This is a genomic window from Streptomyces fractus (assembly GCF_049844455.1).
Classification (GTDB): domain Bacteria; phylum Actinomycetota; class Actinomycetes; order Streptomycetales; family Streptomycetaceae; genus Streptomyces; species Streptomyces fractus.
The window spans coordinates 3,904,543-3,916,738 of the sequence record NZ_JBMYHI010000002.1 but is presented as its reverse complement, the minus strand read 5'-3'; the positions used below and the strand labels follow the sequence as shown (position 1 = coordinate 3,916,738).

The window sequence follows — 12,196 nt, the reverse complement described above, 5'->3', positions numbered from 1 at the left end:
CCGCCTCCCTCGCCCCGTGCGAGGATTCGGCCACCGTGACTTCCCCGATGGCATTTCCCGCCCCCGTCGCGCGCCTGGTGCGTGCGACGGCAGGACGGCGTGCGCTGCAACTGGCGCTGCTGTTCGGCGGGTTGTTCGTCCTCGGGATCGTCTGCGGCGGCCGGGCGCAGGCGGACGGCTTGCCCGACGCCGGGTCGCTCCGCTCGGGGCACGTGGCGGTGCGGGAGCATGTCGCCGATTCCGCGCGTAAGTTGCGCGAGGCGGGTTCCGGCGAGACCCCGACTCCCTCGGGGGCCGTCGGGAACACCGGGGCGCCCGACGCGTCCGGCCCCTCGACCGCGACGTCGGCGGGGGAAGCGGGCCAAGCAGGGCAAGCGGAGGAAGGGCCGAAGGCGCGAGCCGTCGAGCACGCGTCCGCGCCCGCATCTGCGCCTGCCGCACCTGCGCCCGCCACGGTTCGGCCCACCCCGCAGACGCAGACGCAGACACCGAACCCGGTCGACGCGCGACAGGCCCCCGGCTCCGAGCACACCTCCGAAGTGCGGCACCTGGCACGGCCCTTGCATCATGAGCCCACCGCACCCAACGCACCCACCTCGCCCGGCAACCCCACCGCACCCGCCATACACACCCACGTGCGGCCGTACCTCGAGGCGCTCGGGGGCGACCCGGCCCGCCTGCGTTCCGCGGTCGACGCGTTGCGGTATCTGACGGAGCCGGTCGGCGAGACTGTGCGCCAGGTGACGGGACCCGTAGAGGAGTTGGCGACGCGTGCCGTCGCGGAGCTCGTCGGAGCGGTGCCGGAGCAGCTGACGCACGGTCGGCTCGGCGGGATCATCGCCATCGTGGACCCCGCCGACCCCCGGCCCGAGACGCCCGCCGCGACCACACCGCAGCAGCCGGACACCCCGGCGGCGCAGGGCGACCGGCACGGCGCGGCCGAGGCCCGGTCCCACGCCGCGCCGCGCGGCCCGCAGGCGTACGACGTCGCGCGGTTCGGCGACGTGGAGAAGACGCACGCGGGCGCGCGGGCCGAGGCGCGCCCCGCGTCACCCTTCGTGCCGCAGCGTCCCGACGGTGGGCCTTCGGCCGGCACGAGCGTGGGCGACGGCGGTTCGTCGCGCCACGGTGATCTGCACGCGGCGGCGTTCGGCGGCCGTGCGCCCGTACTGCTCGCGTCCGGCGCCACGGCGTCCGCGGGCACCGCGCCGGTGATCGACCGGCTTCGCGACATTCCTGAATTCCCCGGCTAGGGCAGCCCTTCCCCGCTCGCGACCTGCCGCGCGGGGGCGGAACAGGTCTGCCCACCCGTGAAGTGAATTCAGTGAATTCGAAGGAACTGACGTAACCATGAACAAGAACATCCGCCGCTCCATCGTGATAGCCGCCGGCGTCTCCGGCGCCTGGGCGCTCGGCTCCGCCGTGGCCAGCGCCGACGAGCTGCCCGCGCACTCGCTGTCCGTGCCGGACGTCGCCGGCGACACCGCCTCCGACGTGCAGTCGGACGTGCAGGACACCACCTCGCACGTGACCGACAAGCTCGCCGGCGACGTCGCCGGCAACCAGGTGACGGGCAAGGTCGCCGACAAGGTCGACCACGCCCAGGTGACCCACAAGGCCAAGGCCGCCGCTCAGCACGCCAAGGCGCAGGTCCGGTCGACGGCCCACCAGGTCCAGGCCCCCACCCTCTCGGACGTCCAGGACAAGGCCGCCGACCACGTCGCCGGCCTCAAGGACAACGCCCCCACCACCGTCTCGGACGTCAAGGACAATGCCGCCGGGCACGTCGCCGACGCCCAGGGCCGCGCCCAGGAGGGTGTCGACTACCTGTTCGGCCCGCTCGACGCCTTCGCCCCGCAGCTCCAACAGGAGCTGACGCAGGCGGCCGCCCAGGCCCCCGCCTACGTACAGGACAACGCCCAGAGCACCGCCCAGGGCGCCGTGCAGAACGTCCGCACCAACACCGCCCCGGCCGTCGGCGAGACCGCCGACGCCGTGCTCCCGCCGGTCGCGGCCACCGCCGTGCACGGCGTGCTGCCGGTCGCCGGTCAGGCCGTCGGCGACGTGACGACCCTGGCGGGCGGCGCGGTCGGCGACGTGACGCCGTTCGCGCAGACCGTCGTCGGCGACAACGTCGCGCCCTTCGCCACCGGTGTCACCGGCCAGGTCCAGCCGCTCGCGCAGGGCGTGGCCGGCGACAACGTGGCGCCGTTCGCGCAGAGCGTGGTCCAGAACGACGTCACCCCGTTCGCGGGCGGCGTCGTGGACGCGGTCCAGCCGCTCGTGCAGACGGTCGTCGACCAGGTGCGGCCCGTCGCGCAGGGCGTCGGCTCCAGCGCGCAGGGCCTGACGCAGGGCGTCACCGGCGACGTGACCCCGTTCGCGCAGGGCGTCGTGGGCGACAACGTGGCCCCCTTCGCGCACTCCGTGGTCGGCGACAACGCGGCGCCGCTGGCCCGCGGCGTGGCCCACGAGGCCACCCCGTTCGCGCAGGACCTGACCGGCACGGTGCGCGCCGACGCCCAGCCGCTCGCGGGCAACGCCGTCACCGGTGTCCAGGGTGTCGCCGGTTCCGTCGCGCCCAGCTACCTGCCGGGCGTCTGACCGACGACGCAGTCGTACCCGCACGGTCGAAAGCCATCGGCCGGAGCGGGTCGCTCTCCGAAATCGGGAGGCATCACGGCGGGTGGTCCGCTTGGGGACGCGACCACCCGCTGACCTGCGGCCTCACCGAGCGCACCCCCGCTCGGTGAGGCCGCTTCCGTCTCCCGGGACCCGCGGCACCGCGCCAAATAGCACCACAAACAGGACGCTCTGTGATGGGTATCACCGCTCAGGTGTGATCTGCGATTTAGAAGCCGTCCCTGAGCGGCGATAACCTGCGAGACGGACATGCCGCGTACTCGGCCACCGTGTACGCCTCCCAAGTGACAGCAGCGACAGCACTCGTAGCGACAGCACTCGTCACGTGTGACAGCGGAGTCACGTTGCCCCTCGCGGCACGCCCACGCAGATAACGAACCGCGAGATCACTGATAGGGACGGACGCGCGTGGACCTGTTCGAGTACCAGGCGAGGGACCTCTTCGCCAAGCACGGTGTACCGGTGCTGGCCGGTGAAGTCATCGACACGCCTGAGGCGGCCCGCGAGGCGACCGAGCGTCTTGGCGGCAAGTCCGTCGTCAAGGCGCAGGTGAAGGTCGGCGGCCGCGGCAAGGCCGGCGGCGTGAAGCTGGCCGCCACCCCCGACGAGGCCGTGCAGCACGCGACCAACATCCTCGGCATGGACATCAAGGGCCACACGGTCCACAAGGTGATGATGGCCGAGACGGCTCCGGAGATCGTGGAGGAGTACTACGTCTCCTTCCTCCTGGACCGCACCAACCGCACCTTCCTCTCCATCGCCTCCGTCGAGGGCGGCGTGGAGATCGAGGAGGTGGCGGCCACCCGTCCGGAGGCCGTCGCCAAGACGCCGATCGACGCCAATGAGGGCGTGACCCCCGAGGTCGCCCGCAAGATCGTCACGGACGCCAAGTTCCCGGCCGACGTCGCCGACCAGGTCGCCGAGATCCTGCAGACGCTGTGGAAGACCTTCATCGAGGAGGACGCCCTCCTCGTCGAGGTCAACCCGCTCGCCAAGGTGAAGTCCGGCAAGGTCATCGCCCTCGACGGCAAGGTGTCGCTGGACGAGAACGCCGACTTCCGGCACCCCGACCACGAGGCCCTCCAGGACAAGGCCGCGGCCGACCCGCTCGAGGCCGCCGCCAAGGAGAAGGGCCTCAACTACGTCAAGCTCGACGGCGAGGTCGGCATCATCGGTAACGGTGCCGGTCTGGTCATGTCGACGCTGGACGTCGTCGCGTACGCCGGTGAGAACCACGGCAACGTGAAGCCGGCCAACTTCCTGGACATCGGTGGCGGCGCCTCCGCCCAGGTGATGGCGAACGGCCTGGAGATCATCCTCGGCGACTCCGACGTCAAGTCGGTCTTCGTCAACGTCTTCGGCGGCATCACCGCCTGCGACGAGGTCGCCAACGGCATCGTCCAGGCGCTTGCCCTGCTCGAGGAGAAGGGCGAGAAGGTCGAGAAGCCCCTCGTCGTCCGCCTCGACGGCAACAACGCCGAGCTGGGTCGCAAGATCCTCTCCGACGCCAACCACCCGCTGGTGCAGCGCGTGGACACCATGGACGGCGCGGCCGACAAGGCCGCCGAGCTCGCGGCCGCGAAGTAAGGGACGAGGGACAGAACAGCCATGGCTATCTTCCTCAACAAGGACAGCAAGGTCATCGTCCAGGGCATGACCGGTGCCACGGGCATGAAGCACACCAAGCTCATGCTCGCCGACGGCACGAACATCGTCGGCGGCGTGAACCCCCGCAAGGCCGGTACGTCCGTCGACATCGACGGCAATGACATCCCGGTCTTCGGCACGGTCGCCGAGGCGATGGAGAAGACGGGCGCCAACGTGTCCGTGCTCTTCGTCCCGCCGGCCTTCTCCAAGGCCGCGGTCGTCGAGGCCATCGACGCGGAGATCCCCCTCGCCGTCGTCATCACCGAGGGCATCGCCGTCCACGACTCCGCCGCGTTCTACGCGTACGCGAAGTCGAAGGGCGACAAGACCCGCATCATCGGCCCGAACTGCCCCGGCCTCATCACGCCGGGCCAGTCGAACGCCGGCATCATCCCGGGCGACATCACGAAGCCGGGCCGCATCGGCCTGGTCTCGAAGTCCGGCACGCTGACGTACCAGATGATGTACGAGCTCCGTGACATCGGCTTCTCGTCCGCCGTCGGCATCGGTGGCGACCCGGTCATCGGCACGACGCACATCGACGCGCTCGCCGCGTTCGAGGCCGACCCCGAGACCGACCTCATCGTCATGATCGGTGAGATCGGCGGCGACGCCGAGGAGCGCGCGGCCGACTTCATCAAGGCCAACGTGACGAAGCCGGTCGTCGGCTACGTCGCGGGCTTCACGGCGCCCGAGGGCAAGACCATGGGCCACGCCGGCGCCATCGTCTCCGGCTCCTCCGGCACCGCGCAGGCCAAGAAGGAGGCCCTCGAGGCCGCCGGCGTCAAGGTCGGCAAGACGCCGACCGAGACGGCGAAGCTGGCGCGCGAGATCCTCAGCTAAGAGGCTCTCCTACGCAGCTCAGTGGGCCCGCACCGGCGACGGTGCGGGCCCACTGGCGTTGTCGCGGAAGCCGCGCTATTCGGTCCGCGGCGTGAGCCGCTCGGGCCCTCCGCTCAGCCGCTCCCGCAGCTCCTTGCGCAGCTCCAGGTCCGCGGGCGTCAGCCGTTCCGGACCCGTCAGCGGCGGAACGCCGGCGATCGGTGAACCCGGCGCCGGGACCGGCTCGTAGTGCGTGGGCGCCACCCGCACGGTCAGCGCCGTCGCGCCGATGATGAAGACCGTGAACGCGACGGCCGCCCGCGTCAGGAACCGGGTGCGCCGCTCGCCGCCGCTGCGCACCACCGTCGACACGGGCGCGTCCAGCTTCTCCGCGCCCGCCAGCTCGGTCAGCCGCCGGTGCAGCTGCTCGGGGACCGCGAGCTCGGGCAGCCGCTCGGCGACGGCCTCACGGGCGTGCAGGATGCGGTTCGCGGCGGCCGGGGTGCTGGCCTCCGTCTCCGCCGCGGTCTCCGGCAGATCCAGGCCCACCCCGTCGTACAGCAGCAGCGTGCGCCGGTAGACCGGCGGCAGGTCCAGGAGCGCGCCGAGCAGCTCGCGGTCCTCCGGGGTGGCCGGCGGCGCCTCCGGCTGGCGGTGGCCGGGGCGCAGGCCGTGCCACGGCGACATCGCGTACTCGTACGCCGCCGCCCGCACCCAGCCTGCCGGGTCCGGGTCGACGGCCACCTCGGGCCACTGCTGCCAGGCCTGCTGGAAGGCGCGCTCGACGGCCTCGCGGGCGAGGATCCGGCGGCCGGTGAGCAGATAGGTCTGCCGCACGAGGAACGGCGCGGCGTGCGCGTAGAGCGCGTCGAAGGCCTCGGCGGCGGTACGGGCGGCGTGGGGCGCCGCCGCGACGGGTTCCGGCGCGGGGTCGGGCTCCCGCTCCGCCACGACGGTGGCCGTGACGGTGCCGGCGGAGGAGGCGGTGACGGCGGCGGTGGCCCCGGCCTTCGGCGGTGCGGGTTCTTGTATCGCGGCGGCCTCGGGGGCCGGCCCCGCCGTCTCCGGTGCCGGCTCCTCCGCTGCGGTCAGCTCCGCCAGGAGGCGCGCGTACGCCTCCCGCTTCTGACCCTTTGGAGTGGTGCGGCCGGCTTCCCAGCGGCGGACGGTTTCGCGTGTCACGCCGACCCGCTCGGCGATCTGGTCCCGGGACAACGAGCCGGCCTCGCGGAGCCTGCGGCGCTCCTTGGGCGGCGGCAGTGGGGTGGCAGCGCCCTGCGTCATCGTGAACTCCACACACCCTTTCGTGCGAAAAAGAACATAAACGTATCTTGTGCGACACATCCGGGCTTCGCCTGTTGCGCGAGGTAAGGGCGTGTCGTTGGGAGCATGGGCCGGTGACCCAAATGACCGGCCTTGGACTGTCGTTGCCCCTGCTCCTGACCCGGCTGCGGGAACGGGCCCCGGGTCCCGTCGGGGCCGCGCTGCGCGGGGCCCTCGCGGCGGGACTCGGGCTCGGGGCGTGCGCCGTGCTTGTGATGGTGCTGTGGATCAGCTCGCCGTTCCCCGACAGCGGTTCCGGCGGTGCGCTGCACACCGCCGCCGCGCTGTGGCTTCTGGCGCACGGCGCCGAAGTGATCAGAACGGACACCCTGTCCGGGGTGCCGGTACCCCTGGGCGTCAGTCCGCTGCTGCTGCTCGCGCTGCCGGTCTGGCTGGTGCACCGGGCGGCGCGGGACGCGGCGGAGGAGTCCGAGTCCGTTGCGGGTGTGTGGGCCGGAGTGGCGCTCGGCTATCTGTCGGTGGCGGCCGCGGCGACGTACTACTGCGCGGGCGGTGAGCTGCGCCCCTCGTGGGTGAGCTGTGCGGCGCACCTGGTCGTGCTCGCGGTCGCCGCGGCGGGGGCCGGGATGTGGACGGCGCACGGGCGGCCGTACGGCCCGCTGCCGGGTCCGCTGTCGGGACTGCTCCCGGAGGGGTTCGTACGGGAGGTGGCGCCGGTCGCCGTGCGGGCGGCGCTGGCCGGGGTGCTCGCGCTGGTCGCGGGCGGGGCGCTGCTGGTGGCCGGGATGCTCGTGTGGCACGGGGAGGCGGTGCGGGAGTCGTTTCTTCAGCTCACGGGGGCGTGGTCGGGGCGGCTCGCGGTGCTGCTGCTCTGCGCGGGGCTCGTGCCGAACGCCGCGATCTGGGGCGCCGCGTACGCGCTGGGGCCCGGGGTCGTGCTCGGGGCCGGGCACACCGTGGGGCCGCTGGGGAGTTCCGGGGCCGCGACGCTGCCCGCCTTCCCGCTGCTCGTGGCGGTGCCGAAGGCCGGGGACGGGTCGCCGCTCACGTGGGCCGTGGGGGCGGTGCCCGTGGTGGCGGGAGTGGTCGTGGCGGGGTTCGTCGTGGCGGCCGGAGCGGGGTGGACGTGGCGGCGGACCGCGGGCGGGGTCGCCGTGGCCGGGGCGCTGTGCGGCGTGGCGATGGGCTGCCTGGCCGGGGCCGCCGGTGGGCCCCTCGGCCGGTCGGTGCTCGCGGAGTTCGGGCCGGTGGGGTGGCTGACCGGGGCGGTGGCCGCGGGGTGGGTCTGTGCCGTGGGGGTGCCGGTGGGCTCGGCGGTGTGGTGGTGGCGGGAGCGGGCGGGGCGCGGGCCGGAGGCGGAGTCGGGGCTGGAGCCGCAGCCGCAGCCGGAGGCCGGCCTGGAAGCGGTCACCTCGCCGGAGTCGCCGCTGGAGCGCTACGACTTCTTCGACGACGCTTTCCGCCCGGAGCCGTGACCGTCCCCCACCCCGCCCCTTCCCGAAAGTCCTGCCGGACGGGCCTGCTCAATCGCCGCAGGGGCTTGAAATATCAAGCCTCAGCGCTCACCCAGCAACGGCCGCAGCTCCTTCGGCAGAAGGTCCTCGCAGGACTTCTTCGCCGCGTTGGTCAACGCGTCCGTGCGGCAGTCGTAGTACTCGCTGTAGACCATCCTCGCCGTGAACAGCGACGCCACCATCGCGAGCGCGAGCGCACCCGTGACCAGGCCGCTGATCGCCGCCGTCGTCTGCGGCCGTGTGGCCTCGGGGCCCGCGGGGCGGGGCGTCGCGGGGGCCGGGGCCGGGGTGTCCGGGTCCGCCGGGCGGGGCTTCATGCGCAGCGCGCTCACCCCCCAGTACAGGGCGAGCACGCCGAGCAGCAGCGCCACGTACGGCCAGCTGAACAGGGCGAAGAAGAAGCCCCACATGCCGGAGAGCAGCGCGTAGCGCGCGCGGCGCTGGGCCGGGTCCGTCGGGTCCCAGCGCATGCCGCCGGGGCCGGGGCCCTGCCCGCCGTTCTGCCCCTCGGGGCCGCCGCTCCCGCCGGTGCCCGGCCGGTCGCCGAAGCGGCCGCCCTGGGCGCGGCCCGGCTGCCGGTCGCTCCACTGGCCGCCCCAGGGGGAGCTGCCCCCGCCCTGACCGGAACCGGATCCCGAGTCGGAGTCCGAGCCCTCCGGGCGGCGCGGCTGCCACGGCCGGTCGGGCGCGTCCTCGGCCGGCGGCGCGAACGGATTGCTGTCCTTGGTGTCGTCCGACTCCTTGGACGGCGGCGACGGCGGCGTGGGTCGGCCTTCGCGCGGCAGGACGGCGCCGGTGGGCAGCGTGAGGCGAAGGCTTCGGTCCGGCATCAGATGTGCGTCTTCCCCTAGGTCGGCGGTCACGGGAGCCGCTTGGCGCGGCCCGGGCGTGGCGTTCTTCACGTCAACGTCCGATGGCCGCTCAGCGTTCCGTTCCGCCGACGCTACCTGTAGACCCGCCCGTCTCCCGCCGCCGCCCTTGCAAAGTATTGCTGCGCAATGCCCCTCCCGATCCCCCGTCCCGTGGGGGCCATCGGCAGTGCCGGTATCGTTGCTGCCGGTCGGCCGCTTCGTAGGGTTCCCCGTATAGGGGAGGGCGAAGCGTTCATGCGAACGCACAAAGATGCGCCGCAGGGGCCGACCGCGCACCGTAGCTCCCCTAGAAAGGGCCCCGTCGTGGCCAAGGCCAAGCGCCTCGTCGTGCTGGTCTCCGGATCAGGTACGAATCTGCAGGCACTCCTCGATGCGATCGCGGCACAGGGGTCCGACGCGTACGGCGCCGAGATCGTGGCCGTCGGCGCCGACCGGACGGGCATCGTCGGCCTGGAGCGCGCCGAGCGCGCGGGGCTGCCCACGTTCGTGTGCCGCGTGAAGGACCACGCCACCCGCGAGGAGTGGGACCGCGCGCTCGCCGAGGCCACCGCCGCGTACGAGCCGGACCTGGTGGTGTCGGCGGGGTTCATGAAGATCGTGGGCAAGGAGTTCCTGGCCCGCTTCGGCGGGCGGTTCGTGAACACGCACCCGGCCCTGCTGCCCAGTTTTCCCGGTGCGCACGGCGTGCGGGACGCGCTCGCGTACGGCGCCAAGGTCACCGGCTGCACCGTCCACTTCGTCGACGACGGCGTCGACACCGGTCCGATCATCGCGCAGGGCGTGGTCGAGATCGTGGAAGAGGACACGGACGACGGTGAAAGCGCTCTGCACGAGCGCATCAAGGAAGTCGAGCGCACGCTGCTCGTCGATGTCGTGGGGCGGCTCGCCCGTAACGGCTTCAGCATTGAGGGACGAAAGGTAGTTATCCCGTGACCGCCGAAAGCAACAAGCGGCCCATTCGCCGGGCGCTGGTCAGCGTCTACGACAAGTCGGGTCTGGAGGAGCTCGCGCAGGGGCTCCACGCGGCGGGCGTCGAGCTGGTGTCCACCGGTTCCACCGCCGCGAAGATCGCCGCCGCCGGGGTGCCGGTCACCAAGGTCGAGGAGCTGACCGGTTTCCCGGAGTGCCTCGACGGGCGCGTGAAGACCCTGCACCCGAAGGTGCACGCCGGCATCCTCGCCGACCTGCGCCTGGAGGACCACCAGAAGCAGCTCGCCGACCTCGGTGTGAAGCCGTTCGACCTGGTGATCGTGAACCTGTACCCGTTCAAGGAGACCGTCGCCTCCGGCGCGAGCCCCGACGAGTGCGTCGAGCAGATCGACATCGGCGGTCCCTCGATGGTCCGCGCCGCCGCCAAGAACCACCCGTCGGTCGCGGTGGTCGTGAACCCGGCCGCGTACGGGGACGTCCTGAAGGCCGTCACGGACGGCGGCTTCGACCTGGTGGCCCGTAAGCGGCTCGCCGCCGAGGCGTTCCAGCACACCGCCGCGTACGACGTGGCCGTCGCCTCCTGGTTCGCCGACGACTACGCCGCCGCCGACGACTCGGGCTTCCCGGACTTCATCGGCGCCACGTACGAGCGCAAGAACGTGCTCCGTTACGGCGAGAACCCGCACCAGGGCGCCGCGCTCTACGTCGACGGCACCGGCGGTCTCGCGGAGGCCGAGCAGCTGCACGGCAAGGAGATGTCGTACAACAACTTCACGGACACGGACGCCGCGCGCCGTGCCGCGTACGACCACGCCGACCCGTGCGTCGCGATCATCAAGCACGCGAACCCGTGCGGTATCGCCGTCGCCGCCGATGTCGCCACGGCCCACCGCAAGGCGCACGCCTGTGACCCGCTCTCCGCGTTCGGCGGCGTGATCGCCGTGAACCGGCCGGTCACCAAGGAGATGGCGGAGCAGGTCGCCGACATCTTCACCGAGGTCATCGTCGCGCCCGACTACGAGGACGGCGCCCTCGAAGCCCTCACCAAGAAGAAGAACATCCGCGTTCTCCGGGCGCCCAACGGGCCGTCCGCGAAGGTCGAGACGAAGCAGATCGACGGCGGCGCGCTCCTCCAGGTCACCGACCGCCTTCAGGCCGACGGCGACAACCCGGCGACCTGGACGCTCGCGACCGGAGACGCCCTGTCCCAGGGCGAGTTGGACGAGCTGGCGTTCGCCTGGAAGGCGTGCCGCGCGGTGAAGTCCAACGCGATCCTGCTCGCCAAGGACGGCGCCTCCGTCGGCGTCGGCATGGGCCAGGTCAACCGCGTGGACTCCGCGAAGCTCGCCGTCGAGCGGGCCGGCGAGGAGCGGGCGCGCGGCGCGTACGCCGCCTCCGACGCGTTCTTCCCGTTCCCGGACGGCCTGGAGATCCTGACGGCCGCGGGCGTCAAGGCCGTGGTCCAGCCGGGCGGTTCGGTCCGCGACGAGCTGGTCGTCGAGGCCGCGAAGAAGGCGGGCGTGACGATGTACTTCACGGGCACGCGCCACTTCTTCCACTGATCCACGGCATCGCACGACGAATCGCACGACGAAGGGCCCGCCGGTCGAGACCGGCGGGCCCTTTCGCTGCGGACCGCGTCAGGAGTTCGTGACGACGGCGGTCTTCGCGGCCTTGTCGTGCCAGCCCATCAGGCGGCCCGACTTGTCCCAGAACGGGGACAGGAAGACGAGGAGCTGGCCGATGCCGCAGGCGATCACACCGGCGATCGGGATCAGGATGCGCACGAGCGCACCGCCGAAGCCCGGCTTGCCGCCGTTCTCGGAGTTGACGACGCGGATGCCGACGGCCATCTTGCCGAGCGTGGCGCCGACCGTGGCGATCATCAGCCACTCGTAGAGGAACGCGATGAGGTACAGGACGCCGACGACCGCGAAGATGGAGGCCACCGCGCTGGACGAGGCGTCGTTCACGCAGGACGAGTAGTCCGACGCGTACGGGTCGCAGTCCTTGACCGAGGACACGGAGCCCACGACGCCCACGAAGGTGAGGATGGTGTTGATGATCCCGATCAGGACGCCGTCGATGAGGCGGCCGCCGAAGCGGCGGCCCATCGAGGCGGGGGCGCCGGGCCCCGACTGCGGGAAGTAGCCGCCCGGGCCGCCGGGACCCTGCGGGTACGCGCCGTACGGCTGCCCCGGCTGCTGCTGGGGGTACCCGTAGGACTGGCCGGGCGGCTGCTGCTGCGGGTAGCCGTAGCCCTGCGGCGGAACGCCCTGCGGGGCCTGCTGGGGATACTGGCCGGGCTGCTGGGGCGGCTGCTGGCCGTAGGGGTTGTTCTGCGGCTGTTGTGGCTGCTGGCCGTAGGGGTTGTTCTGGTCGCCGAAACTCATGGCGGGGGTTCCTCCGTTGATGACGCGGGGACGGCGCGGATAGCGAAGAGGAACGGGCCAGGTGTATGACCGCGCGAGTAAACGAACTCCC

Annotated in this window: 10 protein-coding genes; 7 read left to right on the top strand and 3 right to left on the bottom strand. The window is 72.4% G+C overall.

Annotation, left to right across the window (positions count from 1 at the left end; all coding sequences use genetic code 11):
* Positions 1-47 precede the first annotated feature (47 nt).
* From ACP4E5_RS19455 to sucD, 4 genes are all read left to right on the top strand, one after another.
* Entirely contained in the window at positions 48-1,253 is a 1,206-nt protein-coding gene (locus ACP4E5_RS19455) for a hypothetical protein (protein ID WP_425830434.1), read from the top strand.
* A 97-nt stretch (positions 1,254-1,350) separates the two neighbouring features.
* Complete coding sequence (locus ACP4E5_RS19450) at positions 1,351-2,604, top strand: hypothetical protein (RefSeq protein WP_425830432.1); 1,254 nt, start codon at positions 1,351-1,353, stop codon at positions 2,602-2,604.
* A gap of 447 nt (positions 2,605-3,051) precedes the next feature.
* Positions 3,052-4,230, top strand: a complete 1,179-nt coding sequence (gene sucC, locus ACP4E5_RS19445) for an ADP-forming succinate--CoA ligase subunit beta (RefSeq protein ID WP_425830430.1) — start codon at positions 3,052-3,054, stop codon at positions 4,228-4,230.
* Positions 4,231-4,251: 21 nt separating this feature from the next.
* Entirely contained in the window at positions 4,252-5,133 is an 882-nt protein-coding gene (gene sucD, locus ACP4E5_RS19440; protein WP_425830428.1) for a succinate--CoA ligase subunit alpha, read from the top strand.
* Positions 5,134-5,208: 75 nt separating this feature from the next.
* Here the strand turns inward: sucD and ACP4E5_RS19435 are convergent, their stop codons facing one another.
* The gene (locus ACP4E5_RS19435; protein WP_425830426.1) at positions 5,209-6,396 is read right to left on the bottom strand and encodes a helix-turn-helix domain-containing protein; all 1,188 of its coding nucleotides are present in this window, start codon (positions 6,394-6,396) and stop codon (positions 5,209-5,211) included.
* Between the two features lie 122 nt (positions 6,397-6,518).
* On the opposite strand from ACP4E5_RS19435, the gene ACP4E5_RS19430 reads away from it, so the two are divergent.
* Positions 6,519-7,871: a cell division protein PerM gene (locus tag ACP4E5_RS19430; RefSeq protein WP_425830424.1), complete on the top strand. Its 1,353-nt coding sequence runs from the start codon at positions 6,519-6,521 to the stop codon at positions 7,869-7,871.
* An 80-nt stretch (positions 7,872-7,951) separates the two neighbouring features.
* Here the strand turns inward: ACP4E5_RS19430 and ACP4E5_RS19425 are convergent, their stop codons facing one another.
* The gene (locus tag ACP4E5_RS19425) at positions 7,952-8,740 is read right to left on the bottom strand and encodes a hypothetical protein (protein ID WP_425830422.1); all 789 of its coding nucleotides are present in this window, start codon (positions 8,738-8,740) and stop codon (positions 7,952-7,954) included.
* Between the two features lie 345 nt (positions 8,741-9,085).
* Between ACP4E5_RS19425 and purN the strand changes: the two genes are divergently transcribed.
* On the top strand, positions 9,086-9,715 hold the full coding sequence (gene purN / locus ACP4E5_RS19420) for a phosphoribosylglycinamide formyltransferase (protein ID WP_425830420.1): 630 nt from the start codon (positions 9,086-9,088) through the stop codon (positions 9,713-9,715).
* Positions 9,712-11,274 carry a bifunctional phosphoribosylaminoimidazolecarboxamide formyltransferase/IMP cyclohydrolase gene (gene purH, locus ACP4E5_RS19415; RefSeq protein WP_425830418.1) on the top strand — a complete coding sequence of 521 codons (1,563 nt, stop codon included), beginning with the start codon at positions 9,712-9,714 and terminating at the stop codon, positions 11,272-11,274. The genes purN and purH overlap by 4 nt, the downstream gene beginning before the upstream one ends.
* A gap of 78 nt (positions 11,275-11,352) precedes the next feature.
* Here the strand turns inward: purH and ACP4E5_RS19410 are convergent, their stop codons facing one another.
* Entirely contained in the window at positions 11,353-12,105 is a 753-nt protein-coding gene (locus ACP4E5_RS19410) for an RDD family protein (protein ID WP_425830416.1), read from the bottom strand.
* Between the last annotated feature and the right edge of the window lie 91 nt (positions 12,106-12,196).